The sequence below is a fragment of the Pseudoduganella rhizocola genome, from assembly GCF_045984285.3.
Lineage (GTDB): Bacteria > Pseudomonadota > Gammaproteobacteria > Burkholderiales > Burkholderiaceae_D > Rugamonas.
The window spans coordinates 558650-584140 of sequence record NZ_JBJQIK030000003.1; the positions used below are offsets into that span (position 1 = coordinate 558650).

21 protein-coding genes are annotated in these 25491 nt (G+C 65.2%); 13 read left to right on the forward strand and 8 right to left on the reverse strand.

What is annotated here, in order from left to right:
* Positions 1-3 precede the first annotated feature (3 nt).
* The 5 genes from ACJRPG_RS09800 (at position 4) to ACJRPG_RS09820 (ending at position 6016) form a co-directional block, all read left to right on the forward strand.
* Positions 4-1218 (forward strand): MFS transporter, encoded by a 1215-nt coding sequence (locus ACJRPG_RS09800; protein WP_407999876.1) that lies wholly within the window; start codon positions 4-6, stop codon positions 1216-1218.
* Between the two features lie 105 nt (positions 1219-1323).
* A complete protein-coding gene (bcaP, locus tag ACJRPG_RS09805; RefSeq protein ID WP_407999877.1) occupies positions 1324-2721 on the forward strand; it encodes a branched-chain amino acid transporter BcaP in 1398 nt (465 codons plus the stop codon).
* A gap of 70 nt (positions 2722-2791) precedes the next feature.
* Positions 2792-4780, forward strand: coding sequence for an MHYT domain-containing protein (locus ACJRPG_RS09810; protein ID WP_407999878.1), 1989 nt, complete (start codon positions 2792-2794; stop codon positions 4778-4780).
* A 57-nt stretch (positions 4781-4837) separates the two neighbouring features.
* Positions 4838-5512 (forward strand): YoaK family protein, encoded by a 675-nt coding sequence (locus ACJRPG_RS09815; RefSeq protein WP_407999879.1) that lies wholly within the window; start codon positions 4838-4840, stop codon positions 5510-5512.
* A 24-nt stretch (positions 5513-5536) separates the two neighbouring features.
* Positions 5537-6016 carry a GNAT family N-acetyltransferase gene (locus ACJRPG_RS09820; protein WP_407999880.1) on the forward strand — a complete coding sequence of 160 codons (480 nt, stop codon included), beginning with the start codon at positions 5537-5539 and terminating at the stop codon, positions 6014-6016.
* On the opposite strand, the gene ACJRPG_RS09825 is transcribed toward ACJRPG_RS09820, so the two are convergent.
* The 5 genes from ACJRPG_RS09825 to ACJRPG_RS09845 all read right to left on the reverse strand — a co-directional run bounded on the left by ACJRPG_RS09825 (position 6011) and on the right by ACJRPG_RS09845 (position 13864).
* Entirely contained in the window at positions 6011-7498 is a 1488-nt protein-coding gene (locus ACJRPG_RS09825; protein ID WP_407999881.1) for a tryptophan halogenase family protein, read from the reverse strand. The two genes, ACJRPG_RS09820 and ACJRPG_RS09825, sit on opposite strands and share 6 nt — an antisense overlap.
* Positions 7499-7508: 10 nt before the next feature.
* Positions 7509-8513 carry a cupin-like domain-containing protein gene (locus ACJRPG_RS09830; protein WP_407999882.1) on the reverse strand — a complete coding sequence of 335 codons (1005 nt, stop codon included), beginning with the start codon at positions 8511-8513 and terminating at the stop codon, positions 7509-7511.
* Positions 8506-9213, reverse strand: coding sequence for a SapC family protein (locus ACJRPG_RS09835; RefSeq protein WP_407999883.1), 708 nt, complete (start codon positions 9211-9213; stop codon positions 8506-8508). Before ACJRPG_RS09835 ends, ACJRPG_RS09830 begins: the two co-directional genes overlap by 8 nt.
* 39 nt (positions 9214-9252) lie before the next feature.
* Entirely contained in the window at positions 9253-10803 is a 1551-nt protein-coding gene (locus tag ACJRPG_RS09840) for a tryptophan halogenase family protein (protein ID WP_407999884.1), read from the reverse strand.
* Between the two features lie 94 nt (positions 10804-10897).
* A complete protein-coding gene (locus tag ACJRPG_RS09845; RefSeq protein WP_407999885.1) occupies positions 10898-13864 on the reverse strand; it encodes a TonB-dependent receptor in 2967 nt (988 codons plus the stop codon).
* Positions 13865-14239: 375 nt separating this feature from the next.
* On the opposite strand from ACJRPG_RS09845, the gene ACJRPG_RS09850 reads away from it, so the two are divergent.
* The gene (locus ACJRPG_RS09850; RefSeq protein WP_407999886.1) at positions 14240-15511 is read left to right on the forward strand and encodes an ROK family transcriptional regulator; all 1272 of its coding nucleotides are present in this window, start codon (positions 14240-14242) and stop codon (positions 15509-15511) included.
* Positions 15512-15728: 217 nt separating this feature from the next.
* Here ACJRPG_RS09850 and ACJRPG_RS09855 read toward each other — a convergent pair whose 3' ends face one another.
* Complete coding sequence (locus ACJRPG_RS09855; RefSeq protein WP_407999887.1) at positions 15729-16301, reverse strand: TMEM175 family protein; 573 nt, start codon at positions 16299-16301, stop codon at positions 15729-15731.
* A 52-nt stretch (positions 16302-16353) separates the two neighbouring features.
* Entirely contained in the window at positions 16354-17271 is a 918-nt protein-coding gene (locus tag ACJRPG_RS09860) for an N-acetylmuramoyl-L-alanine amidase-like domain-containing protein (RefSeq protein ID WP_407999888.1), read from the reverse strand.
* Between the two features lie 213 nt (positions 17272-17484).
* Between ACJRPG_RS09860 and ACJRPG_RS09865 the strand changes: the two genes are divergently transcribed.
* Complete coding sequence (locus ACJRPG_RS09865; protein ID WP_407999889.1) at positions 17485-20466, forward strand: TonB-dependent receptor; 2982 nt, start codon at positions 17485-17487, stop codon at positions 20464-20466.
* A 92-nt stretch (positions 20467-20558) separates the two neighbouring features.
* On the opposite strand, the gene ACJRPG_RS09870 is transcribed toward ACJRPG_RS09865, so the two are convergent.
* Positions 20559-21455, reverse strand: a complete 897-nt coding sequence (locus ACJRPG_RS09870) for an NAD(P)/FAD-dependent oxidoreductase (protein ID WP_407999890.1) — start codon at positions 21453-21455, stop codon at positions 20559-20561.
* 101 nt (positions 21456-21556) lie between these two features.
* On the opposite strand from ACJRPG_RS09870, the gene ACJRPG_RS09875 reads away from it, so the two are divergent.
* The 6 genes from ACJRPG_RS09875 (at position 21557) to ACJRPG_RS09900 (ending at position 25486) form a co-directional block, all read left to right on the forward strand.
* Entirely contained in the window at positions 21557-22009 is a 453-nt protein-coding gene (locus ACJRPG_RS09875; protein WP_407999891.1) for an RrF2 family transcriptional regulator, read from the forward strand.
* A gap of 54 nt (positions 22010-22063) precedes the next feature.
* Complete coding sequence (locus ACJRPG_RS09880; RefSeq protein ID WP_407999892.1) at positions 22064-22390, forward strand: host attachment protein; 327 nt, start codon at positions 22064-22066, stop codon at positions 22388-22390.
* Positions 22384-22539 carry a host attachment protein gene (locus tag ACJRPG_RS09885; protein WP_407999893.1) on the forward strand — a complete coding sequence of 52 codons (156 nt, stop codon included), beginning with the start codon at positions 22384-22386 and terminating at the stop codon, positions 22537-22539. Before ACJRPG_RS09880 ends, ACJRPG_RS09885 begins: the two co-directional genes overlap by 7 nt.
* 40 nt (positions 22540-22579) lie before the next feature.
* Positions 22580-22936: a hypothetical protein gene (locus ACJRPG_RS09890; protein ID WP_407999894.1), complete on the forward strand. Its 357-nt coding sequence runs from the start codon at positions 22580-22582 to the stop codon at positions 22934-22936.
* Positions 22937-23022: 86 nt separating this feature from the next.
* Positions 23023-23460 (forward strand): hypothetical protein, encoded by a 438-nt coding sequence (locus ACJRPG_RS09895; RefSeq protein WP_407999895.1) that lies wholly within the window; start codon positions 23023-23025, stop codon positions 23458-23460.
* Positions 23366-25486, forward strand: coding sequence for a TonB-dependent siderophore receptor (locus ACJRPG_RS09900; protein WP_407999896.1), 2121 nt, complete (start codon positions 23366-23368; stop codon positions 25484-25486). Before ACJRPG_RS09895 ends, ACJRPG_RS09900 begins: the two co-directional genes overlap by 95 nt.
* Positions 25487-25491 lie beyond the last annotated feature (5 nt).

A 25491-nucleotide genomic window follows, 5' to 3' on the forward strand; every position in this document is an offset into this window, starting at 1 on the left:
ATCATGAAAAACGATATCTCACGCGGCATGGTGCTGCTGCTGGCGGTGGCCGCAGGCCTGATTGTCGCCAACCTGTATTACGCACAGACGCTGGCCGGCCCGATCGCGGCCGCCACCGGCCTTTCCGAACAGGCCGCGGGCCTGGTGGTCACGCTGACGCAGGTCGGCTACACGCTTGGCCTGCTGTTCGTGGTGCCGCTGGGCGACCTGCTGGAAAACCGCCGCCTCGTCACCGGCGGCCTGCTGCTCACCGCACTGGCGCTCGGCGCCGCCGCCTTCGCCACCAGCGCCTGGCAGTTCCTCGCGGCGGCACTCGCCATCGGCCTCGGTTCGGTGGTGGCGCAGGTGCTGGTGCCATTCGCGGCCCATCTGTCGCACGAATCCACGCGCGGCCACACGGTAGGCAAGGTGGTGAGCGGCCTGCTGCTGGGGATCATGCTGGCCCGCCCGCTTGCCAGCCTGGTTGCCGATGCCAGCAGCTGGCATGTGGTGTTCGGCGGCGCGGCCGTCCTGATCCTGCTGCTGGCCCTCGTGCTGCGCAAAGCCCTGCCGCAGCGCGTGCCCGGTTCGCCCCTGCCTTACCCCAGGCTGATTGCCTCGCTGTGGCAGCTGTTCGCCGCCACGCCGCTGCTGCGCCGCCGAGCGGCCTACCATGCGGGCCTGTTCGGCGCCTTCAGCCTGTTCTGGACCGTGACGCCGCTGATGCTGGCCGGTCCGCAGTTCGCCCTGTCGCAAACCGGCATTGCCATCTTCGCGCTGGTGGGCATGGCAGGGGCCGTCGCTTCCCCCGTCGCGGGCAAGCTGGCCGACCGTGGCCATACGCTGCCCGCCACCGCGGCCGCGCTGCTGCTCGGCGTGCTCGGGTTCGCGCTGCCGCTGCTGGCGCCGGGCTCGCGCGGCATTGCGCTCGCCGTGCTGGTGCTGGCCTCCATCATCCTGGACATGGGCGTGGCCGCCAACCTGGTGCTGGGCCAGCGCGCCATCTTCAGCCTCGGCGCCGAGGTGCGCAGCCGGTTGAACGGCCTGTATTTCGCCCTGTTTTTTGCCGGCGGCGCCCTGGGCTCCGCGCTGGGCGGCTGGGTCTTTGCCCGCTTCGGCTGGCAGGCCGCGCTGCTGGCCGGCATGGCATTTCCGGCAACAGCGTTGTTATATTGGTTCACCGAGTGGCTCGGCGCGGGCCGCAACTTTACGATACAAAGCGGCAGGGCCAATTCCTGATCAAACTGCCATCGGGCTGTGCTAGTATTCGGCAGCCCATGGCGATGCTCATCATAAATGTAGCCATTTCCAGGGCTCGTTATCCCTGGACCAAATGGAGACATAGTGAGTATTTTCAGAACAAAAAACCTGGATGACATGCTGGCGGCAGGACGCGCGCCCGGAGGCCTCAAAAAGGTGCTCGGCCCGTTCGACCTGATCCTGATGGGTATCGGCGCCATCGTCGGCACCGGCATCTTCGTACTGACCGGGACCGGCGCCCTGACCGCCGGTCCTGCCCTGACCATTTCCTTTATCGTTGCGGCCTGCGCCTGCGGCTTTGCCGCCCTGTGCTACGCCGAATTCGCCTCCAGCGTTCCGGTCGCCGGTTCCATCTATACCTACAGCTATGCCACCCTCGGCGAGCTGGTGGCGTGGATGATCGGCTGGGACCTGATGCTGGAATACGGCCTCGCCACCTCCGCCGTGTCGGTGGGCTGGTCCGGCTACTTCCAGTCGCTGCTGTCCGGTTTCGGCATCGCGCTGCCCAGCGTGCTGACCGCCGCGCCGGGCGCGGTGCCGGGCGTGACCACATATTTCAACCTGCCTGCCCTGATCATCATGCTGGTGCTGACGGCCATGCTGTCCTGGGGCGTGCGCGAATCGGCGCGCGTCAACAACATCATGGTGGCGATCAAGGTCGGCGTGGTGCTGCTGTTCATCGTCGTCGGCGCGCGCCATGTGCAGCCGGCCAACTGGCAGCCTTTCATGCCCTTCGGCGTGGGCGGCATGATGAGCGCTGCGGCGCTGGTGTTCTTCGCCTTCATCGGCTTCGACGCTGTCACCTCGGCGGCGGAAGAAGTCAAACGTCCAGAGCGCGACCTGCCGATCGGCATTATCGGCTCGCTGGCTGCCTGCACCGTGCTGTACGTGCTGGTATCGGCCATCATGACCGGCATCGTGCCCTTCCAGAAATTCCTCGGCATCGACCATCCGGTGTCCCTGGCCCTGCAATACGCGGGCGAAAACTGGGTGGCGGGCTTCGTCGACCTGGGCGCCATCCTCGGCATGACCACCGTGATCCTGGTGATGACCTACGGCCAGACCCGCATCATCTTCGCCATGTCGCGCGACGGCCTGCTGCCGAAGAAGCTGTCCACCGTGCACCCGAAATACGGCACGCCCTTCTTCGCCACCTGGGTGGTCGGCATCGCCTTCGGCCTGATCGCTGCGCTGGTGCCGCTGAACGTGCTGACGGAGCTGATCAATATCGGCACCCTGGCCGCCTTCACGCTGGTCTCCGTGGCCGTGGTCATCCTGCGCAAGAAGCGTCCGGACCTGCCGCGCGCCTTCCGCTGCCCGGGCGTGCCCGTGATCCCGGCGCTGGCTGTCATCTTCTGCGTCGTGCTGATGACTTACCTGCACTGGCTGACCTGGGTGGCTTTCGGTATCTGGCTGCTGATCGGTCTGGTGGTATATTTTGCCTATGCACGCCACCATTCGGTACTGAACCAGAAGGGCTGATGGTTTCCGCGGGTCCCCTGCGGGGGATCCGCCGTCTGGCCTGACAACGGTATGACAGGCACTGTCGCTTATGCTAACCGGGCGCTACGAACCCTCGCTGGTTTTCATCTCGATCGCTGTCGCGATCTTCGCTTCCTACACGGCGCTCAGCCTGGCTGGCCGCGTCAAGCAATCCCACGGCATGTCCTCCTGGGCATGGACGATTGGCGGCGCCGCCGCCATGGGCAGCGGCATCTGGGCCATGCACTTCATCGGCATGCTGGCCTTCCGCCTGCCCATACCGCTGGGCTATGACCTCACGATTACCCTGCTGTCCCTGCTGCTCCCCATCATTGTTTCCGGCCTCGCCCTGCAGCAGATGCAGAGCCCGCGCCTGGAGCTGAAACGCTTCGCTTCCGCTTCGGTGCTGATGGGCGTGGGCATCGCCACCATGCATTACACCGGCATGGCGGCCATGCAGATGTCGCCCGCGATCCAGTACGATCCGCTGCTGTTTGCCGCCTCCATCCTGATCGCCATTGCCGCTTCGGCCGGCGCCATCTGGATCGGCTACCGCCTGCGCGAAACCACGCCGCATGCCGCGCTGGCGCAAGGCGCAGCCGCCGTGCTGATGGGCTTTGCCATCGTCGGCATGCATTACACCGGCATGGCGGCGGCCAGCTTCCCGGACGGCAGCATCTGCCTGGCGGCGAAAGCGGGCATGAGCCGGCACAGCCTCGCCATGCTGGTGACGTTGGCCACGGTGGCCGTGCTCACCGTGGCGCTGCTGGTGTCGGTCTACGACGCGCGGCTCGAAGCGCGCGGCCGCGTGCTGGAAGCGTCCATTGCCACGGCCGAGGAACGCCGGGCCCAGTATCTGCACGAGCTGGAAGCGCGGGTGGAGGCGGAACGCCTGAGCCACCTGAAGGATGAGTTCCTGGCCACCGTGTCGCACGAACTGCGCACGCCCCTGAACGCCATCCTCGGCTGGTCCCAGCTGCTGCTGCACCAGTCGGGCCAGGACCGCGAGACGCTGCGCAAGGCCGTGCTCACCATCGAACGCAATGCGCGCGCGCAGGCGCAGCTGATCGACGACCTGCTCGACATGAGCAAGATTATCTCGGGCAAGGTACGGCTGACCATGAAGCCCTGCTGGCCTGGCGATTTCATCGCCGCCGCCATCGAAACCGTGCGTCCGGCCGCCATGGCCAAACGCATCCACCTCGACATCCAGCTCGATACGCATGCGGGACCGGTGCTGTGCGACGCCAGCCGCATGCAGCAGGTGATGTGGAACCTGCTGTCGAACGCCGTCAAGTTCACGGAGCCGGGCGGTACGGTCGCCGTGCAGCTGGAGCATGCGCAGCGCGGCGTGCGCATTGCGGTGCGCGATACCGGCATCGGCATCAAGACCGACTTCCTGCCCCATGTGTTCGAACGTTTCCGCCAGGCCGACGCATCCACCACGCGCCGCCACGGCGGCCTTGGCCTCGGGCTGGCGATTGCGCGCCAGCTGGTGGAGCTGCAGGCAGGCGCCATCGCCGTGGACAGCGCGGGCGAAGGCCGCGGCACCACTTTCAGCATTGTGCTGCCGGAACAGGCGCCGCTGCCCGACTGGAACGTGAACCGCGGCATGCCGCAGGAAGCGCGGCAGGAAGCCATGCAGGTAGTGAACCTGGCCGGCGCCACCATCCTCGTGCTGGATGACGAAATCGATTCGCTGGAGCTGGTGCGCGAGATCATGGCCCAGACCGGCGCTACCGTCATCACGGCCCACAAACCGCTGGAGGCGCTGGAACTGCTGCGGCAGCGCGGGCCGCAGCTGCTGATCTCCGACATCGGCATGCCGGACATGGACGGCTTCGAACTGATTCGCCGCGTGCGTGCACTGGAAGGCGGCGTGCGCGGCACGCCCGCGATCGCCCTCTCCGCCTTCGCCCGCCGCGAAGACCGCAGCCGCGCGCTGGAAAACGGCTTTACCGACTACCTCGTCAAACCGGTAACGCCCGCCCTGCTGCTGCAAACCGTGGCCCAGGTGCTGCGCAAGAGCGCCGCCCACGCTCCCCCATTTGTGGGGTAGCAGCATCGCAGCGGCGGCGCCACCATCGGTTTTTCAACACAACAGGAAGCTACCAGTATGCCGCCAGCACCCCGGCCCCAACTCTTTGGCGGCAACCTCGCCTTCATCGCAGGCTTTATCGACACTGTGGGCTTCATTGCCCTGTTCGGCCTGTTCACGGCCCACGTGACGGGCAACTTCGTGCTGATCGGCGCCACCCTGTCCGACTTTTCGCGCGCGCCGGTGCTGCTCAAATTCCTCGCCTTCCCGGCCTTCATCGCGGGCATCGTGCTGCTGCGGATCGCCATCCTCAAAACCAGGCTGCCCGAAGGCGGCGCCCTGCGCCTGGCGCTGGCGCTGGAAGCGCTGCTGATGGCGGGCTTCATGGTCTGCGGCGTGCTCGCCACGCCGGTCGGCGACAGCGTCAGCGGCATGGCGATGGCGGCCGGCCTGCTCGGCACCGCCGCCATGGGCGCGCACAGCGCCGCCAGCAAGCTCCTGCTGCCGCAGCTCGCGCCCACTTCCATGATGACGGGGAATGTGACCCAGTTCGCACTCGATTCCACCGACATCCTGCTCGGCCACGCCGACGCCGAAACGCGCACCCGCTGCACCAAGTTCCTGTGGCCCCTGGCCGCCTTTGCGCTGGGCTGCACGGCGGGCGCCTTCGGCTATATGTGGTTCGGCTTCTGGTGCATCCTGCTGCCGCTGGCGCAACTGGTTTTCCTGTGGGCCGCCAGCCGTCCGGCCTGAGAAAGCGTCTGCTACACTCGCAGCATGCTGACCATCCGCCGCACCACCGAAGAAGACTGGGCCTCGCTGAAAGCAGTCCGCCTCGCCGCCCTGCGCGACGCGCCGGACGCTTTCGGCCTGAGCTACGCCACCGCTGCCGCCTGGACCGAAGCCGACTGGCGCGAACGCGCCGCCTGCCGCCGCGCCGAATACGCGCTGGCCTTCGATGGCACGCAAGTGGTGGGCATGGCCGGCGGCCTCGCGGGGGCCGGCGGCGAATATGAACTGATCGGCATGTGGGTCGATCCCGCCTGCCGCGGCACAAGCGCCGCGGCACGCCTGGTCGACGCCATCAAGCGCTATGCCAGCGCCGCCGGCCACCGGCGGGTGGTCCTCGCCGTCGCTCCGGCGAATGCGCGCGCGGCAGCCTTTTACCGGCGCCAGGGCTTTAGCTGGCTGCCCGAACGCTATCCGCTCGACAGCAATCCGGACATCGAACTGCAAAAAATGTCCTGCGCCTTATGAAACGGCGCGGCAGTAGCGGCTGATGTAGTCCTTGTGCTGCGGCAGCCGGCGGGCCAGCGATTCCACGCCGTGGCGGATGCTGTCGAGGAAGTGGCGCAGTTCGGCGTCGCCCATCAGGTCGGCGATCTGGTGGTAGCGCTCGGGCACAATGCCCTGCCCCAGCATCACCTGGATCCATGAATTCTCCACAAACAGCTCGTTCGGCACGCGGAACACGCGCGCCGTTTCGCGGAAGTGCTGGATGCGGTGGCGCAGCGAAGCAGGCAGCTCCAGCGCGCTGGCGTCGCGCCAGAACTGGCTGTCGCGCCGGTTCGTCACGTTGTAGTGCAGGATGATGAAGTCGCGGATATGCGCGATCTCCTGCGAGGCCTGCTGGTTGTATTCGTCGATATCGGTCTGGCAGATGCCCTGGCTGGGAAACATCTGCAGCAGGCGGATCAGGTTGCGCTGGATAAGGTGGATGCTGGTCGATTCGATCGGCTCCAGGAAGCCGCTGGACAGGCCGATGGCGACGCAGTTGCCGCGCCAGCTCTGGCGCCGCTGGCCGGGCTTGAAGCGGATCGGGCGCGGCTGCATCAGCGGTTCGCCCGCCAGGTTGGACATCAGCGTGCGCTGCGCTTCCTCGTCGTCCATATAGCGGCTGGAATACACCAGCCCATTGCCTACGCGGCTTTGCAGCGGAATGCGCCACTGCCAGCCGCCATGGTGCGCAATCGCGCGCGTATAGGGCGGCACGGCGCCGGTGGATTCGGTCTGCACCGCCAGCGCGCTGTCGCAGAACAGCCAGTGCGACCAGTCCTCGTACTCCACGCCCAGCGTTTGCCCCAGCAGCAGGCTGCGGAAGCCGGAACAGTCGATGAACAGGTCGCCTTCGATGCGGGCGCCATGATCCAGCGTGAGCGCCATGATCTGCCCGCCGGCCGCGGCCACGTCAACGATCTTGCCCTCGATCCGCTTTACGCCCAGCGCCTCGCTGAACTTGCGCAGGTAGCGAGCATAGCGGCCCGCGTCCAGGTGATAGGCGTAGTTCATGCCGTCGTCCGGCAGGTGCGCAAAGCGGTCCAGCTGCGCCGCCTTCAGCTCACGGCAATAGTCGCCATAGTCGGCGGCCAGTCCGCGCGCCCTGCCCTTGAGCCAGAAGTGCTGGAAGCCCGCCGTCCAGTGGTCGGTGCCGGTGCTGCCGAAGGAATGGATGTAATGTTCGCCCACATTGCGCCAGTTCTCGAAGCTGATGCCGAGCTTGAAGGTGGCGCTGGTGGCGGCCATGAACTCGGCCTCGTTCAGCTCCAGCAGCTTGTGGAAGGTGAGCATGCTGGGAATGGTGGCCTCGCCCACGCCCACGGTGCCGATCTCCTCGGACTCCACCAGCGTGATATCGAGAATCCTGCCCATCGTTTTCGACAGGGCCGCGGCGGCCATCCAGCCGGCCGTGCCGCCGCCTGCGATCACGACGCGGCGTACCGGAGCCTGGTTTGCTTGCATGGGCTTTTCCTTAGCGGTTGATGCGGTTGAGGATCTGGCTGCGCAGGGTGCGCGCCATGGTGTCGTCCAGCGGCGCCAGCACACGGCGCGCGGCCGCCGGCATATGGGCTGCCTCGCTGCCGTCGGCGTCGAACACATAGTGCAGGAAGATGTCGCGCCAGGCGGCGCGCTGCGCGGGCGGCAGGTCGCGCACCGTCAGCAGCGCCAGCATCAGCGCATTGGTCGGCGTGTCCATATACGACGGCGACTGCCGCCACCAGTAGTTAACCAGGATGTTGAAGGGATCGAGCGCCTCCACATGGTGCCACCACATGCTGGGGATGAAGATGGCGTCGCCCGGCCCCAGTTCCGCCGTCAGCGCATGCTTCTGCGCTTCGGCAAAGCGCGGGAAGCGCTGCAGGTCCGGCTTGTGCAGGTCGACCATGCTGATGGGCTGTCCGGCCGGCGTGAAGTCAAGCGGGCCGATATACAGATTGTCGAGCTGGTTCGGCGGGAACAGCGTGAAGCGGCGGCGCCCTGCCGCCACCACCGCAATATTGTCCGGCAGGTCGTAATGGGGTGCGATGCGCGTGCGGTTGCCCAGCCAGATGCTCACATAGGGTTGCCGCGCCCCCAGGCCCAGGTCGTTCTCGCTGCGCAGGCCGGGCAGGCAGGCGTCGATCTCGGTTGAGCCCACATAGATTGCGGGCGGCTGCGCGTCGGCGCGGCGTGCGTCCAGTTCTTCCAGCACGCTGGCGAGGCTGGTGCGCACCGAATCGAAATTGAAACCGCTCAGGTCTTCGTTGTAGAAGAAGCGCCCGCCAATCTCCGGCCGCCCCAGCAGCGCAATCACCTGATCGCCGCGGTAGTAGCGGCGCAGGTAATCGCTGGCGCAGCGCTGCGAGGCCAGGCCGGCTTTCACCAGCGGCCAGCGCGCGGCCAGGCCGCGCAGCACCACCGGCTCGTTGGACGTGAGCAGCGCGTCATCCAGGTCGCCGGGCGCAAGGCCGGCCAGTTGGCGGATGGGTTCAGCCATTGGCGTTGACGGCGCGCTGCTTGCGGTCGATGAGATCGCGGAAGTTCGACATCGAGGCCAGCACCATATAGATCGACAGCAGGTGGCCTTCGCGGTTCAGGCTTTCCAGCGCGGCGCCGGGCAGCTTGTACAGTTTGTCCTCATTGATGGTGTGGAAGCCGTACAGGCGGTTCTGCGATCCGTCTTCCAGCTCGATATCGGCCACGAAGGACTCCAGCAGATCGTGCTCGCGCAGTGCCGCGATGAAGTCCGGCACGTCCTGCAGGCCTTCATGGATGGACTTCAGCATGGAAGTCACGCGCTCCATGTAAGGCGTCACGCCGCCGTAGGCCAGGAACAGCGCCTCGCCCTCGTCGCGGCTCAGGCGCGGGTTATCGAGGTCGATGTGGACATTCAGCTCTTCGCCGTTGCGGCCGATCAGGAAAGGCAGGCGCTCGATGGCCAGCGGCACATAGTTCACCTCCCAGCCCTGCGGCCCGAGGAACAGGTTCTCCCCTTCCTGGAAGCCGAGCAGCGCCACCGGCTCGTAGTTGCTGTCGGCAAGCTTGTGGAACACGATGGGGTAATGCGCCTGGATGTCGCGGAATTCGGCCGGATAGGTGGCGCAGGTCATCACATTGTCGCCGTAGCGCGCGGCGCGCGTGGTGACGACGCGCAGCGCCTGGTGATCGACATTGTTGAGCATTACGATATTGGTCATGTGGGGCCCGATGGAAGGTTTTAAGGAAGCCGGGCAGCGTCAGCGCCGCACCAGGCCACGATGTTTGATATGTTCGATCAGATCGCGGTTGGCTGGCAAGCCCGCGAGCATTTTCCGCGTCAGTTCCTGCGCCTCGGCGAAGCTGGCATCGGCCAGCGCCGGCCGGTCGGAGCGGCGGCGGCCCTCGCCGTAATCGGTTTCGAAGCCCATGCCGTACAGGACGTACTGGTAGCTGGCCGATGGGAACACCTCTTCGATGCGCGGAAAATCATGGCGCGATGGCGGCTGGTGGCGCCACAGCGCCAGCAATTCCTGCAGCCGCGCGGGAATGGTGGCGGCGCCGCGGTTGTCCTGCCAGTAGGCGCCGTCGCTGCGCCGGCTCAGCACATAGTGCAGCTTCAGGAAGTCCACCACGCGCTCCCAGCGATAGCGGAAAGCCTCGTTGAAGCGCCCGGCCACGGTATCCATCGTGGCGCGGCCGGCAGGCAGCGTGTCGGCCAGCATGGCCGCCGACAGCTCCACCATGGCCAGCGCCGATGCCTCCAGCGGTTCCAGGAAACCCGCCGCCTGCCCCACCGCCACGCAGTTGCGGTGCCAGAAACGCTCACGGTAGCCAGGCTGGAAGCTCAGCTTGCGCGGGCTGGGCAGGTCCTGCGGGCCGCCGGTGGCGCGCGCATAGGCGTGCAGCGCCTGCTCGGCCTGCGCGTCGCTGCCATGCGCGCTGGAATACACATAGCCGATGCCGCGCCGGGTCGGCAGGCCGATATCCCAGATCCAGCCGTGCGCCTGCGCGGTGGACAGGGTGCACGAGGCGATTGGGCTGCCCTGTTCCGGATAGGCCAGCTGCAGCGCCATCGCGCTGTCGTTGAACAGGATATGCTTCTGCGGCAGCAGCGGCACGCCGTAGTGCTGGCCCAGCAGCAGCGACTGCGAACCGGTGCAGTCGATGAACAGGCCGGCCTCGATGGCGCCATGCTGGCGCGTCTGCAGCGCCGCGATGTCGCCATTTTCATGGGAGCTTACGGCCGTGATGTGGTCGCTGATGTGGCGTACGCCGAGATGGTCCGTGCAATGCCGGCGCAGGAAGGCGCCGAACTTGCCCGCGTCCAGGTGGTAGCCGTAGTTCGAGACGGCCGCGTATTCGGGCGTTGCGAACTGCTTGGGTGCGCGGCCGTGCAGGCACAGCTCCGGCTGGAAACTCACGAGCTGGGCAAAAGGCTGCTCCGGCCGCAGCTGCCGCCAGCGCGCGGCCAGGTTGGTCTCGCCGTAGCCCTGGGGCAGCACAAAGGGATGAAAATAATGGTCGCCGGCGCTGCCGTCGACCCATCGGTTGAAGCGCGACCCCTGTTTGAAAGAGGCGTCGCATTCGCGCACAAAATCGGTTTCGGATACGCCGATGCGGGCCAGCGTTTCGCGCATGCTGGGCCAGGTGCCCTCGCCCACGCCGATCGGCGCCACATCGGGCGATTCGAGCAGGGTCACGCGCACGCGGGCGCCAGCCCCCGCCGCGTGTTCGGCCGCAATAACGCCGGCCGTCAGCCAGCCGGCAGAACCGCCGCCGGCGATGACGATGTGTTGCAGTGCTTGCATTGCTGGTTCCGGCATTGAAAAAAGCAGGCCGCCAGGCGGCGGACCTGCCAAAGTGCCGGGTCGGCACCCCCTGCCTTCCCGGACACGGAGAGGGTCAGAACTTGTAGCGTGCCGACAGCATGTAGCGGGGGCCGGACTGCGCGATGCTGAGCACCATCTGCTCGGTGCGTCCGTGAACCCGCTTCAGCTGGTCGGTGAGGTTGATCGCCTCCAGCTGGAAACTCAGGTTCTTGTCCCAGGCATAGCCAATGCTCAGGTCCAGCTGGCCATACGCTTCAACATACTGCGGGTTCGGGCCGGCCAGGTCGGTGGTATCGGCGAGGAACTTGTCGCGCCAGTTGTAAGCTGCGCGAATGCTCCACTTGTCGTTCTCGAAGATACCCACCAGGTTGGCCGAGTTGCCCAAACCGACCAGCGCGAACTGGTTGGCGGTGCTGGTGTTGTTGAAGTTCAGGCCGGACTTCACCCAGGTGTAGTTGGCATTCAGGCCAAAGCCGCTATCGCCGAACATATGCTGCCAGTTCAGTTCCGCGCCGTGCAGCTTGTCGGATTTCGCATTGACGTAGCTGGTGGTCTGGAAGTTGATCACCGGGTCGAAGGACTGGCCCGTGATCACACCCGTGATCTCGCCTTTTTCATTGTCCGGTCCGCGCACCACGCCAGGCTGGCCATTGAAGTTCTTGAAGATGTAGTTACGGATACAGGCGGTGTCGGTAACGATACAGCCTGCAGCCAGTGCCGCATTCCAGTACTTGCCGCCCACCGGCGTGTGCAGGCCCGGTTCCGGAATGCTCGTGACCGACTGCCCTGCGAAGTTGCTCAGCTTCTTGTGGAACAGGCCGAGCGAGACCACGCTGCGCTGGTTGTAATACCATTCGGCCGACAGGTCCAGGTTCTTGGACTTGACCGGTTTCAGGTCCGGGTTGCCCATGGATGCCGTATCGCCGTTGACCGTAGCGGTTGGGCCCACGGTGCGGCCGCCCTGGATCTGGTCATAGCGCGGACGGCCGATGGTTTCGCCATAGCTGGCGCGCACCTTGAAGTCCGAACGCAGGTCGGCATCCCAGTCGATACTCGGCAGCACATGGGTATAGGAACCCGGCAGCGAGGTGAAGGCACGGTCGCCGAAGGTCACTGGCAGTTCGTTCTGCGATACCCAGCGGATCTCGGTCGGCGTTGCAGCCAGGGCGGTGGACAGCACATCGGTCTTCTCGAAGCGCAGGCCGATACCGGTGTGCATCGGGATCGCGGTCTCCCATTCCGTTGTCAGCTGCACATACGCCGACTTGGATTTTTCCTTGGTCCGGCGGTCGTATTCCGGATTCGCCAGGCTGGGCATGTAGAGCGCCGGCTTGCCCGTTGCATCGGAAGCCACCTGGCGCATTGCCGCGAAGTTGAAGATGTGGATCTGGTTGAACAGGGCCGGATCGTCCACGCCGTCCATCTTGCCGAAGTACTTGCGCAGGTCATCCGCATGGAACAGCGATTGCGGATAGTCCGAGGCCTTGGAAGCGCCGCCCCAGGTATCGCTCTGCACCTGCTGGTAGACCGAGCGGTTCTTCACATTGGTGAGCGACAGGCCGAAGTTCAGGTTCGAACGTTCCATCGCCTTCCAGCTGGCGCCCACCTGCACCTGGTCGATCTCCATCTTCTGGATACCGTCCTGGAACCAGGAGCCGGATACCTGCATCGGCGCATTGATGAAGTCCGCGCCCTGGATGCTCAGCACCGGCATCTCATGCTCGAAGTTGACGCGCGTGTTGCCGCGGCTGAAGCTCACGGTGGCCAGGTTGTTGACGGTACCGAACGGGCTGTCCGACTTGGATTCGGCAGTGGAATGGTGCGCGTCGAAAGTCAGTTTCAGCGCCGGGCTGGGCTTCCACACGGTGTTGAAGCCCACCGAGTTGTTGGCCGACTTGGTGGCGTAGTCGCCGCCGTTGATCGCGATATCCTGCGCGGTCACGTTCTCCTGGTAGAAGATCGGCGAGGCTACCGGCCCCTTGGTCCAGGAGCTCACCGACGGACCCATATTGAACCAGGCGCTCAGTTCGTGCGACTTGGTCTGGATCTTGTTCTCGGAGTAGGTGTAGTCCAGCGTGGTGATCAGCTCCTTGCTGGGCTTGAACTGCAGCGTCAGCTGGCCGTTGGTGCGCTGGCGCTGCGAACCGCGCATATAGTAGGAGATGTTCTGCGGCACCGCATAGATGTCGGTGCCGCTCGGACGGTTGGTGATGTCGCTGTAACCCGGCTGGCCTGCCTGCGGAATGCTGCCCCAGTTGTTTTCATCCGCGCGGAACGGGCCGCGCCAGCCGTTGGTGATGCTGGCCGTATTCACGCCCAGGTTGCGGCGCTGGTGGCTGGCGCTGATCGAGATGCCGAACTTGCCGTCGCCGAAGGTATTGCTGTAGATGCCGGAGATTTCCGGCGTCACCGAGCTGGAAGCCTTGTCCTCATCGGGCAGGTGCTTGTTCGAGGTGTCGTACACCGCTTTCACGCCCACGCTCGCATGCAGGCCCGGATTGTCGAACGGCCGGCCCGTCATGATGTTGACGGTGGCGCCGATACCGCCCGGCGGCGTGTCGGCGCGGCTGCTCTTGTACACCTGGATCTGCGAGATGGCGTCCGAGGCCAGGTTGGCGAAGTCGAAGGCGCGGCCGTTGAAATCGCCGTGCCCCGAGGTCGGCATCTGGCGGCCGTTCAGCAGGATCATGTTCAGGTCGGGGCCGACGCCGCGCACGGTGACTTTGGCGCCCTCGCCGTTGGTGCGGTCGATCGACACGCCGGAGATACGCTGGATCGACTCGGCCAGGTTGGTATCGGGGAACTTGCCGATGTCGTCGGCCACGATGCCGTCGACGATACCGTCCGAGTTGCGTTTCAGGTTCAGCGTCGACTGCATACTGGCGCGGATACCCGTCACCACCACTTTGGCCGGTTCTTCCCCTGCCGCCGTCATCGCCGCATCCTGCGCATGGGCCGGAACGAAGGTGGCGCAAGCGCTGGCCACGGCCAGGCTGATCAGCTTCGGCCGGACCATGGGACGGCGTGAAAAGGTTTTCATAGATAGATGTGACACATTGTCTCCTTGTTATATCTGGACTAATCCGCTTCGTGAGTGAGCGGAGGTACGACAACAATTGGTGCTTACTGCTGGAGCGGTGCTGGGACGGCTGCGGCGTGGTAACGCCGAGATACTGCACTTCCGCCACGGCATGGTGCGCCGCCCGGAAGCTGATACGAATTAGTGCAACCAAATGACAAATTCATAAGGCAAGCTCAGAATAAAAGATATTTCCCCCATTCGTCAATCGATCGAACAAACTCTGTTGCACCATCTTCGCGCAGTGTTGCGAGAAAGAGTCAAAATGGTGATCAGACGCACCAGAATGGCTTCGTGTATGATCGCGCATACTCTTATTTCAGAGGAAAGGCCCTCATGATCGTCGCTGGCGACCAGCAGCTGCTCAAGCAAATCAACCGCATGGCCCTGGTGCGCCAGCTGTGCAGCGAGCCGGGACTGTCGCGGGCGGCGCTGGCCGAAACCGTGGGCCTGACCAAATCCACGGTCAGCCTGCTGGTGCGCGAGCTGATGGATGAAGGCTGGCTCACCGAGACCGAACTGCGCGCCACCGGCGCCCTGGGCCGGCGCGCCACCCCGCTGCAGCTGGACGGCAGCCGCCTGGCGCTGCTGGGCGCCGACCTCGGCATCGACACGGCGCGCATCGTCGCCACCAACCTGCTTGGCGAAGTGCTGGAAGAACGCGTGCTGCCCTACCAGGATGGTGCGGACGCCACCGCCTGCATCGCCGCCGTAGGCGAGGTGCTGGTTGAGCTGAGCCGCGCCGGCGGCGCGCTGGCGGGCCGCACCATGCTGGGCGCCGGCATCGGCCTGCACGGCGTGGTGGACGACGCGACCGGCGTGCTGCACTACGCGCCCCACCTGGGCTGGCGCAATGTGGACGTGGGCAGCCAGCTGCGCGCCCAGTTCGACGGCACGCCGCTGGCCGGCCTGCCGCTGTTTATCCAGAACGAAGCCAATGTGGCGGCGCTGGCCGAACTCGAATTCGCCGGCCAGTCCGGCGCCGACCCGCTGATCTACCTGAGCATAGGCTATGGCGTGGGCGCCGGCATTATCGTCAACGGCCGCCTGATGACCGGGCAGTTCGGCTTCGCCGGCGAGGTGGGCCACACCATCCTGCAACAGGGCGGCCCGCCCTGCTCCTGCGGCCGGCGCGGCTGCGCCGACGCGCTGATCGGCCTGCAGGCCCTGGTGGATGAAGTGTATGGCAAGGCCGGCGTGAGCCCGGCGCAGGCCGACCGCCTGTTCGAACAATCGGCCGCCGGCGAGGCCACTGCCGCCAGGGCGGTGGAAGCCGCGGGCCGCAACCTGGGCGTGCTGCTCAATAATCTGTGGGTCGCTTTCGACCCTATGTGCATCGTGCTGGGCGGCGCCGCGCTGCGGCTGGGCGGGCGCCTGATCGAACCGGCGCGCCGCGTGCTGGACGACTACGCCAGCGCCACCCTGCTGCCCGCCCCCGCCATCCGCACCCCGCACTTCGGCCTCAACGCCATCGCCATCGGCGGCTGCGCCATCGTGCGCCACTACCTGATGCGCCCCTTCGTCGCCCAGGAAACAGCCCGCCGCAGCCCGGCAAAGTCCAGCGCCCTGGCAGCCGAACTGGCCACCAGCTCCTGGGCCTGGAGCTGAGCACCTCGTGGTGGGGGCGGTATTTTCAGCCCCCGTACTAATTCGGTCTAATCGCCGCTACTTGATACTAAAACGCTCTGAAATGGGCAGGCAGAAATCTAAAACGTTCCAGAATTCGCGGCCGCAAATCTAATCGGATCCAAATTTCAGGACCGAAAGTCTAAAGCACACGATATTCTCGTACCGTTACGCAAGGTTTAGGCTGGTTTCGGCGGCATTACATGGTCTTCCGCTCGATACGGCGGTCCGGGATCAGCCAGACCAGCGCCACGATCACATACATGGCGAAACCCGCCCAGGCATGCACGATGGACAGCGCCACGCCCACCGCATACAGGCCCAGCGACATCCATCCCTTGCGGTCGCGCCCGACCGCTTCGGCCAGCGCCTCGTTGCCATGGCGATGCTTCACCAGGGAACTCACCAGGAGGTGGAAGGCCACCGCGCACATGAAGAGGTTCACGCCGTAGGCGCACACCGGCAGCGTCGCAAAGTGGTTCTCGCCCATCCATCCGGTAACAAAGGGAATCAGCGACAGCCAGAACAGCAGGTGCAGGTTGGCCCACAGCACGCGGCCGGATACCTCCCGCGCAGCGTGGAACAGGTGATGGTGATTGTTCCAGTAGATGCCGACATAGATGAAGCTCAGCACATAGCTGATGAACACCGGCGCCAGCGGCAGCAGCGCGTCCAGCGTCGTCCCGTGCGGCACCTTCAATTCCAGCACCATGATGGTGATAATGATGGCGATCACGCCATCGCTGAATGCTTCAATCCGTCCTTTGCCCACGTTTTCCCCTTGTTTGAATGACAGCGCATTCTACAAGGTTGGCCCCCGCCTGCTAAGGGCGAGGCTGCGGCAGCGCCGGCGGCACCACGATATTGTCGTTCAGGCGCAGGAACTTGAAGCCGGCCAGCTGCTGCACCGGCTTGCCTTCCGCCGCCTGCTGCGCTTCGCGCGCGGCCACCCGCGCCATGAAGGCGTCGAAGGTTTCCTCGCGCACCTGCGGCGCGGCCGAGTTCAGGAAGTTGCGGCTGCCGTCCGGCGCCGTCACCACCAGGCCCACATGCGAGGCCCAGTATTCGCCGTTGCGGGTCGAGATCACGTTCACGAAATCGCCGTCGTTCAGCTGGGCCAGCACTTCCTTCACATGCTCCTTCGGCACATAGGCTTCATCGCTCTTCGTTACCGGGAAGCTGGCTTCGGTATGGTGGCGCGTGCGCAGGAAGCGGCTGCGGTCCACCGTCAGCGGATAGCTCGCCACGTTCGCGCCCGCCAGCTGCGCGCTGATGTCCGTTACCAGCCAGCGGTTATTGATATTCCAGTCCTGTTCCGTGTAGTGATTGCGCGTCGCCACGCCGATCACGCCGTCTTTGTAGCGAATTCGCTGCAACATCCAGAAAAATTCTTCCCAGTTGCGCGACAGTGCCATCGCATAAGTATGTTCCGAAAATACAACACAATCGCTGTGCGTCAGGCTGAACATGGGCAGCTCGTCGTGGATCTGGAAGGGGAATTCGCCGAGCAGGTTCAGCACATAAGGCTGGCCGATGTTCTTGCGGCCGATGGCGGCAATGCGCTTGCGCAGGTCCGGCTCATTGGTCTGCATGTGGTTTATATACCGGCCTGCTTCCTGCGGCGTCATCTGGTAGAGCGGCTTCTGCAGGATCTGCTCAATGGTGAGGGGCTGGGGCGCGGGAGGCGGCACGCTCGCGCAGCCGGCGATCAGGACAGAAAACAGGACAGGCAGCAGGCGCATTGCAGAGCTCTCTCATAGAGGGGAAACACTTAAGCTAGCGCGTTTTCGCGCAATCGGCGAATGATTCTTTTTTATCATCCCATAACTTTAAGTTTCCTATTCCGGGCAGTTATGAGGACGCAAATATTAGTCATTATGCAGGCGTGAATTTCTCGCCAATACTTTTTCAACCGGTATTAAATCGGTCTTGCAAAATAACACCGTGGAGAGCAAATGAGCATGTACGAGAAGAAGCCGCTGGTGATAGCGGTCTCGCTGGCGATGATGTCGCTGGCAGCGCAGAACGCCCTGGCCCAGCAGGCCCCGGCAGAAGCTGACGCAGCAACGCAGGTGGTGGAAGTGACGGGTATCCGCGCCTCCATGGCCAAGTCGCTGAACGTCAAGCGTAACAGTTCGGCTAACGTCGAGGTCATCACGGCCGAAGACGTGGGCAAGATGCCGGACAAGAACCTGGCCGACTCGCTGCAGCGCCTGGCTGGTGTGGCGGTGCGTACCGACTACGACGAGGCCGAAAAGGTCGCGCTGCGTGGTACCAATCCGGACCACACCCTGATCACCTTCAACGGCCACAGCGTCTCCGGCGGCGACTGGTACCTCTCCGACCAGCTGTCGAGCAGCCGCTCCACCAGCCTGTCCCTCATGCCATCGAGCGTGCTGAACCAGGCTATCGTGTACAAGACCTCGCAGGCCAATATTTCCGATGGCGGCCTGGCCGGCACCATCAACGTCACCACGCGCAAGCCGCTGGCGCAAAAAGAGCGCCTGTCGGGCGTGGTCAACCTGGGCACGGTCTATGCCGACCTGCCGGGCAAGGCCACCCATGACGTCAACGCCTCCGTCAACTGGAAGAACGAAGCCAATACCTTCGGCATCATCATGCAGGCCTTTGCCGAGAAGCGCATGGTGCGCCGCGATTCCGTATCGCGCTTCGCCTACCCGCCGAACAGCGGCTGGGACGTGATCAATACCGCGACCATGAAGGGCATCACCGACGAGTCGCTGGCCGGCACCGGCCTGAAGGCGTCCGACCTGAACGGCGTGCGTATTCCCGGCTCCATGAGCATGGAATACGTGCAGGGCGAGCGTGACCGCAAGGGCGGCATGTTCTCGGCCCAGTTCAAGCCGAACAGCGACCTCGACATGACCGTGACCGGCTTCCACTCCACCATGAAGGCGCCGAACTACGGCCGCCTGAATGCGGGCGCCATCATCAGCATGCTGCAGGGTAAGCAGAGCGGCCAGGGCCCGTATGCAGGCGCCCCGACCTCGGTCAACGGCAAGCAGGTGTTTGCGCAGATTAAGAACCCGGTCATCGTCACCGAAAAAACCCTGTTCGGCGACACGCTGCGCGTGCTGAAGAGCGCCGATATCGTGTACCCGGACGGCACCCCGCCCCAGTACATCGGCGAAACCGAAGGCGCCTACCGCGACGGCGCGTTGGCCAAGAGCTCTTTCCTCGACCTGGACACCAAATACCGCGTCAACCAGGACCTGACCGTCAAGGCCCTGCTGTCGACCACGCGCGGCGAAGGCAAGACCGGGCTTGACCAGGGCCTCACCTATACCCGCTTCGGCACCGGCGTATCGTACGCACTGGGCGACGTGCGCGACGCGCCGATGGTCAAGTACTATGGCACCGGCCCCAACGTGTACAAGCCGCAGGGCGCGGACGGCACCGGCTTCGTGCTGACCGGCCGCAATGCCTCCAGCGTGCGCACCCTGGACCGCGAAAGCAGCCTGAATCTGGACGCCGAATACCGCCTTGACAACGGCATCTTCCAGTCCCTGGAAAGCGGCGTGCGCTTCTCGGAACACAAGCGCTCGATGGTGCGCCGTTTCCCGCAGCTGCGCTATGCAGCCTTGGCGCCCAATGCGCCGACCAGCGGCTTCATGCCCTATCCATCGGACTTCGGCGATGGCCTGGACGGCCCGGCGGGCTGGGATAACCAGAGCTGGACCATGACCCCGGAAGCGCTGAAAGCGTATTTCGCCGCCAACCGCGTGGAAACCAGCTCGGACTGGGAACGCCGCGCCGGCCTGGAAATCGACATGCGCGAGCGCCAGAGCGCCGGCTACGTCATGGCCAACCTGGAAGCGGACCGCCTGTCGGGCAACGTAGGCCTGCGCTTCGTGCGCACCCAGGTCGATGCCATGATTCCCTACCCGATTCCAGCCGGCCTGTGCACCCGCTCGCGCCCCGGCGAACCTATCGTTCCATGCCCCGGCTTCCCGGACGCCATCACCTGGGTGGGCGAAGGTACAGGTTCCTTCCAGGACGTAGTGTTCAATCCGAAAGCCGGCAGCTTCTTCTACAAGAAGGAGAACAAGCATTCCTACACCAATGTGCTGCCTAGCCTGAACCTGCGCTACGAGCTGCAGCCGGACATGATCACCCGCCTCGGCCTGAGCCGCACCATGGGCCGCCAGAACTACAACCTGTTCGCGGTCGGCTACAGCGGTGCAACCTGCGGCGAAGCCGGCTGCACCATCATCGGCCCGAACCCGAACATGGCGCCGCAGACGGCGAACAATGTGGACCTGGCCTGGAACTGGTACTTCGCACCGCGCTCGCAAGTCGGCGTGAACGTGTACTACTCGAAGATCAAGGGTTATCCGAAGACTGGTATCGCAGGCGCCGCAACGATCGAGTACATCGACCCGCGCGACAACCAGCTGAAGAACTTCTCGGTGCTGACCGCATCGCAGCAAGGCGCACGTGTCAGCGGTATCGAGCTGTCGTATGAGCAGCCGTTCGGCACCACTGGCTTCGGCTTCACTTCCAACGTGAGCCGCGCCAAGACCAAGGTGGATGACGGCCTGCCGATGACGGGCGCCTCCGAATGGGCGGGCAACCTGGGTGGCTACTTCGAAAACGACAAGCTGTCGGCCCGCCTGGTGGCGAACTACCGCAGCGAGTACGTGAACGCCACCACCGCGCCAACGCCGAACGCAGCGAGCCAGGGCAAGGCAGTCATCAACGGCGTGACCATGCCGGTTGCACCGACGATGGCCGCTCCGGTCACGACGCTGGCCTTCAACGCCAGCTACAACCTGACCGCAAACCTGATTCTGTCCTTCGATGCGACCAACCTGACCAACGTCAAGCGCGCCTACTATCGCTACAGCGAGGAAGAGCAGCAGAAACTGGACGTCAGCGGCCGCCAGTACTACCTGAACCTGAAGTACAAGTTCTAAGTTCCCTGTAGTACCTGTCCGGACGCGAGTCCGGACTGCCGGACCGGCCTTCCCCCCTCCCCCTTGGCCGGCCCGGCGCCTCCCTCCCTCGTTCAGAGCCCGAATACCAGTGAGCGGTGCGCCGCCACACCCGCCATGGCGCCTGCCGCCGCCGCAAACACCGCATTGCCGAACAGCGTGGCCGCATCGCCTGCCGCGAATACGCCTGGCACGGAAGTCTGCTTCATCTCGTCCACCTTGATCACGGCCCCCAGCGGCCCTTCCTCCATCGCGCAGCCCAGCTGGCTCACGATCGGCGTCGTCATGCGCAGCTGCGGTGCGACGAACAGGCCGGCCAGCGCAATCACGCGGCCATCCGCCAGCCGCACGCCCTCCAGCGCAGGCGCTGCGCCCAGCAGCTCTATTACCGGCGAACGTTCAACCTGCACGCCGCGCGCCGCGAACTGCTCCAGCTGCGCCGCATCCGGCTCGAATTCGCCCTGCGTGAAGTAGGTCGTGGGGCCCCAGTCCGGCACCATCATGGCCTGGTGCGCGGAAGCGGGTGTGCTGGCCAGCACGCCGAACGGTCCCGGCGCCAGCTCATAACCGTGGCAATAGGGGCAATGCACCACCGACCTGCCCCAGCGCTCGCGCAGGCCCGGCAGGCATTGCAGCTCGTCGCGGATGCCGGTGGCGAGAATCAGGCGCGCGCCGCGCTCGATCCGGCCGTCGCCGATGGTGACGCTGAAGCCGCCCTCTACCTGCTCCGCAGCCAGCGCCAGTGCATTCACGATGCTTACCGTCGGATACTGCGCCAGCTGGGCCAGTCCTTCCTGCTGCAGCTGCTGCGGCGCCTTGCCGTCATGGCCGAAAAAGCCGTGCGCCGACTGCGCAAAGCGGTTGCGCGTGGCCGCGCTGTCCACCAGCAGCACCTTGCGGCGCGCCCTCCCCAGCTGCAGCGCCGCCGACACACCGGCAAAACTGCCGCCGATCACAATCACATCGAACATATTCCCTCCCGCACAAGACACATTTGAAGTTACATGATAAGCCCACAAACCAACTCATGCAACTTATAATGTGACAAACCTGTGCCAGAGAGAGAGAGACCATGCGCGCCGACAACCGCCTTTCCCGCATGCTGCATGTGCTGATCCATATGCAGCAGACCAGCGACCCGATGACGTCCGAAGCGATTGCCGAGGTGCTGCAGACCAATCCCGTGGTCGTGCGCCGCACCATGGCCGGGCTGCGCGACCACGGCTACGTGACGTCGCTGAAAGGCCACGGAGGCGGCTGGACGCTGGCCCAGCCGCTCAGCCGCATCACCCTGCTCGACGTCTACAACGCGCTGGAGCAGCCGGCCATCTTCGCCTTCGGCTGGGGCGAGGACCACGACAACTGCCTGGTTGAACGTGCAGTCAACCAGCAGCTGGCGCAATCGCTGAGCGACGCGCAGGCGCGGCTGCTCAAGGATTTCGGCAAGGTCACGCTGCAGTCCATTCTCGACAGCGTGAAGCAAGGCAGCTCAGCAGGCGTAAGGCTTCCAGCCGGGCGTCGCTGATTTCCGCCGCTGGGTATACTGGCTCCATCAGCCAAGGATCGAGAAGGAGGGAGTATGGATACCACGTGGATCATTACCGCCAACGCCAGCCGTGTCCGAATCTTTTCGGAAAATGGCGGCGGCCGCCTGCAGGAAGTGAAGGACATGGTGGACGACCGTGTGCGTATGCGCGCCATGGAAACCCAGACCGACCAGCCGGTCGATCCCAAAGCCGCATCCGGCAGCATCAACAATACCGGCGGCGCCCTGCCCGGCAGCACCTACCAGCCCGCCAAAACGCCGGTCCAGCATGAAACGGAGATCTTCGCGCGCGAAGTCTGCATGGAGCTGCAGCAGGCTTATAACCAGCAGCGTTTCAAGGTTTCAAGGAACTGGTGCTGAGCGCCTCGCCTGAATTCCTCGGCGTGTTGCGCAAGCAGCTCAGCCAGCAGCTGCAGCAGGCCATAGTGTTCGAGCTGAACAAGGACTACACGCAGTTGCCGCCGGACCAGCTCCAGGCGCAGATCCAGACGCAACGCGCGCAGCATTGAGCTGTACGGCGCAGCAGGGGCTGCGCCTTTGCAGTGGGCGATGCTATACTCGCCACCCATGCAACTGTCGATCAACCAGCTCCGCCTGAATGCCAGGACCCGAAGCCCCGCGCTTCGCGCCCTGCTCTGGCTATGCACGATCGCGTTTGCCATCCAGCTGCTGGCTGCAGCCACGCACCGCCATGACATTGCCGAACGCTTGCACGATTGCGTCAGCTGCCATCTCAGCGCGCAGCTGCACACCGGCGTGCCGCCGGCTTTGCCCGCACTGCCGGCGCCGCTGCTGCAGCTCAGCCATGCAGTCCAGCACTTCACTGCAGCGCCCTTCTTCGCCGCCCCGAGCTACCTGATTCCACCGCGCCAGGCGCCGCCGCGCCACCTCTTCTTCAGCCACTAAGCCGCCTGCCTCGCCGCAGGTAGCGCCACTGTTACCAGCGGCGCCTGCCCTCGCGGCATGCGCCGCCGCTACGCATTGTCCTGCTGATGCCATCACCAACACGCCTGCGTGCATTGCACGCGGGGCTGCTGGCGTGCGCGCTGCTGTTCGCCTCCCATATCGGCTGGCAGCACCGCATCGCCCACCAGCCCGGGCATCCCTTCGCCGCGGCGAAGTACGCCCATTCCTGCGCGGCCTTCGATGCCGCAACGCTTGCCGACCAGCTGCCCGCTGCGCCGCGGCTTTGCCACGCCCGGCCGGAACGGCTGCGTCCGGGCGTTTTCCTGCTGCCCCTGTCCTGGTTCGCGCCGTTCACGCGCCGCTATTCGCCGCGCGCGCCGCCTGCCGCGCGCCGCCCGCAACGCAACCGACCAATTCAGGACAAACACCATGAACATTACACAGTATTCCATTACCTCAGCCCTGCTGGCACTGGCCGGCGCGCCGCTGCACGCCCAGACGGCGGACGCCGTTCCGGCCATTGAAGTCGTCGGCCGCAACAGCGCCGGCTCCTACCACACCAGCGAAGCCGCCGGCGCCAAGTCCGGCCTCGCCCTGCGCGAACTGCCGATGGCGGTGCGCGTCATGTCGCGCCAGTCCATCGACGACCTGGGCGCGCTGCGCCTTGACGATGTGCTGGATTTTGCCGGCGGCGTGTCGCGCCAGAACAGCTTCGGCGGGCTGTGGGACAACATCGCCATCCGCGGCCTGGCCGGGGACATGAACAACGGCATGGCCCTGCTGCGCAACGGCTTCTCCTCCAACCGTGGCTTCAACGCGCCGCGCGATACCGCCAACATTGAACGCATCGAATTCCTCAAGGGGCCGGCCGCCGCGCTGTATGGCGCCAGCGAGCCCGGAGGCACCATCAATATCGTCACCAAGCAGCCGCTATGGCGGGCGGCGCACGCGCTGGAAGCCTACGGCGGCACAGACCAGTTCCGCCGCGTGGCGCTCGACAGCACCGGGCCGCTGGGCAGCACACTGGCCTACCGGCTCAATGCGGCGCTGGAACATCGCGGCAGCTTCCGCGATTTCATCAGCACCGAAAGGCAGCTGCTGGCGCCTGCGCTGAGCTGGCGCATCGGCGACGGCACCCAGTTGCACTACCGCGGCGAGATCGTGCACCACAGCGCGCCGATGGACCGGGGTGTCCTGGCCATCGGGGCCAGCCTGGGCGCCGTGCCGCGCGAACGCTTCCTCGGCGAACCGGCAGATGGCGACATCGAGGTGCGCAACCAGGACCACCAGCTGGAACTGCTGCATGAGCTGAACGCCGGGTGGTCGGCCCGCCTGGCATTTGCGGGCAAGCACGGCACCATGCGGGGATTCTCCACCGAAGCCCAGCCGGCGCTGCAGGCGGACCAGCGCACGATGCAGCGCCAGCGCCGCTACCGCGACTACCGCTCGGACGATGCCGCGCTGCAGGCGGAGCTGAACGGCCAGTTCGTCACGGGGCCGCTGCAGCACGAGCTGCTGGCAGGCGTGGAAGCCTACCGCTTCGATTTCGACCAGCGCATGCTGCGCGCCAATCCCAACGGCGCGGTGCCTTACGCCATCGACGTGCTGGCGCCCGTCTACGGCCAGCCGCAGCCCGTTCCGCTGCCGAACACGGACACGCAGGAAGACCAGGAGAACCGGGCTTTCTACCTGCAGGATTCGGTGCGCTGGGGCGAGCGCTGGCGCCTGCTGGCGGGCCTGCGTGTCGACCGCTTCGAACAGTCCATGTTCAACCGCCGCTCCGGCGCCGTTACACGGCAGTCGCCGCACAGCGCCTCGCCACGGCTCGGCATCAGCTACCTGCTGTCGCCGCAATGGACGCTGTTCGCCAACGGCGGCCGCTCCTTCCGACCGAACGCGGGCGCCGACGCGCAATCGCGCAGCTTCGCGCCGGAACGCGGCCGGGCGGCGGAGCTGGGAGCAAAGTGGGAAGCGCTGTCGCGCGACAGCGGGGCCACGCTGGCTGTCTACGATATCCGCAAGACCAATGCGCTGACGGCCGATCCGGCGAATCCCGGCTTTTCCATCGCTGCGGGTGAAGTGCGCAGCCGGGGCCTCGATGCGGACTTTACGGGCCGCATAGCACAGCACTGGCGCGCCAATGCCAGCTTGTCCCATATCGATGCCGAGGTCAGGGCCGACAACACGCTCGCCGCAGGCTCCCGCCTGCTCAACGTGCCGCGCCTGAACGGCAGCCTGCTGTTGATGTACGAAGGCTTCAGCGGCACCCTGGGCCGCGCATCGCTGGGTGGCGGCATCAGCTACAGCGCCAGCCGTCCTGGCGAAGCGCGCACGGCGGCGCAGGTGAAAGCCGGGCTGCCCGAATTCAGCCTGCCCGCCTACACCGTGGCAAGGCTGACTGCCGCCTGGCATATCAGCCCGCGCCTGCGGCTCTCGCTCGATATCGACAACCTCTTCGACCGCAATTATTACGCCAGCTCCTGGCAGCGCACCTGGGTCAGCCCGGGCGCGGCCCGCAGCGTTTCGGTCGGCCTTCAAACCCGGCTCTGAAAGGA

Bases quoted from the DNA above. Each gene is read 5' to 3' on its own strand.
- ACJRPG_RS09865 (WP_407999889.1), top strand. From the start codon at position 17,485: ATGAGCATGTACGAGAAGAAGCCGCTGGTGATAGCGGTCTCGCTGGCG.
- ACJRPG_RS09845 (WP_407999885.1), bottom strand. From the start codon at position 13,864: ATGAAAACCTTTTCACGCCGTCCCATGGTCCGGCCGAAGCTGATCAGC.
- ACJRPG_RS09860 (WP_407999888.1), bottom strand. From the start codon at position 17,271: ATGCGCCTGCTGCCTGTCCTGTTTTCTGTCCTGATCGCCGGCTGCGCG.
- ACJRPG_RS09895 (WP_407999895.1), top strand. From the start codon at position 23,023: ATGCCATCACCAACACGCCTGCGTGCATTGCACGCGGGGCTGCTGGCG.
- ACJRPG_RS09880 (WP_407999892.1), top strand. From the start codon at position 22,064: ATGGATACCACGTGGATCATTACCGCCAACGCCAGCCGTGTCCGAATC.
- ACJRPG_RS09825 (WP_407999881.1), bottom strand. From the start codon at position 7,498: ATGCAAGCAAACCAGGCTCCGGTACGCCGCGTCGTGATCGCAGGCGGC.
- ACJRPG_RS09800 (WP_407999876.1), top strand. From the start codon at position 4: ATGAAAAACGATATCTCACGCGGCATGGTGCTGCTGCTGGCGGTGGCC.
- ACJRPG_RS09875 (WP_407999891.1), top strand. From the start codon at position 21,557: ATGCGCGCCGACAACCGCCTTTCCCGCATGCTGCATGTGCTGATCCAT.
- ACJRPG_RS09820 (WP_407999880.1), top strand. From the start codon at position 5,537: ATGCTGACCATCCGCCGCACCACCGAAGAAGACTGGGCCTCGCTGAAA.
- ACJRPG_RS09850 (WP_407999886.1), top strand. From the start codon at position 14,240: ATGATCGTCGCTGGCGACCAGCAGCTGCTCAAGCAAATCAACCGCATG.
- ACJRPG_RS09890 (WP_407999894.1), top strand. From the start codon at position 22,580: ATGCTATACTCGCCACCCATGCAACTGTCGATCAACCAGCTCCGCCTG.
- ACJRPG_RS09810 (WP_407999878.1), top strand. From the start codon at position 2,792: ATGCTAACCGGGCGCTACGAACCCTCGCTGGTTTTCATCTCGATCGCT.
- ACJRPG_RS09870 (WP_407999890.1), bottom strand. From the start codon at position 21,455: ATGTTCGATGTGATTGTGATCGGCGGCAGTTTTGCCGGTGTGTCGGCG.
- ACJRPG_RS09900 (WP_407999896.1), top strand. From the start codon at position 23,366: ATGAACATTACACAGTATTCCATTACCTCAGCCCTGCTGGCACTGGCC.
- ACJRPG_RS09840 (WP_407999884.1), bottom strand. From the start codon at position 10,803: ATGCAAGCACTGCAACACATCGTCATCGCCGGCGGCGGTTCTGCCGGC.
- ACJRPG_RS09835 (WP_407999883.1), bottom strand. From the start codon at position 9,213: ATGACCAATATCGTAATGCTCAACAATGTCGATCACCAGGCGCTGCGC.
- ACJRPG_RS09815 (WP_407999879.1), top strand. From the start codon at position 4,838: ATGCCGCCAGCACCCCGGCCCCAACTCTTTGGCGGCAACCTCGCCTTC.
- ACJRPG_RS09830 (WP_407999882.1), bottom strand. From the start codon at position 8,513: ATGGCTGAACCCATCCGCCAACTGGCCGGCCTTGCGCCCGGCGACCTG.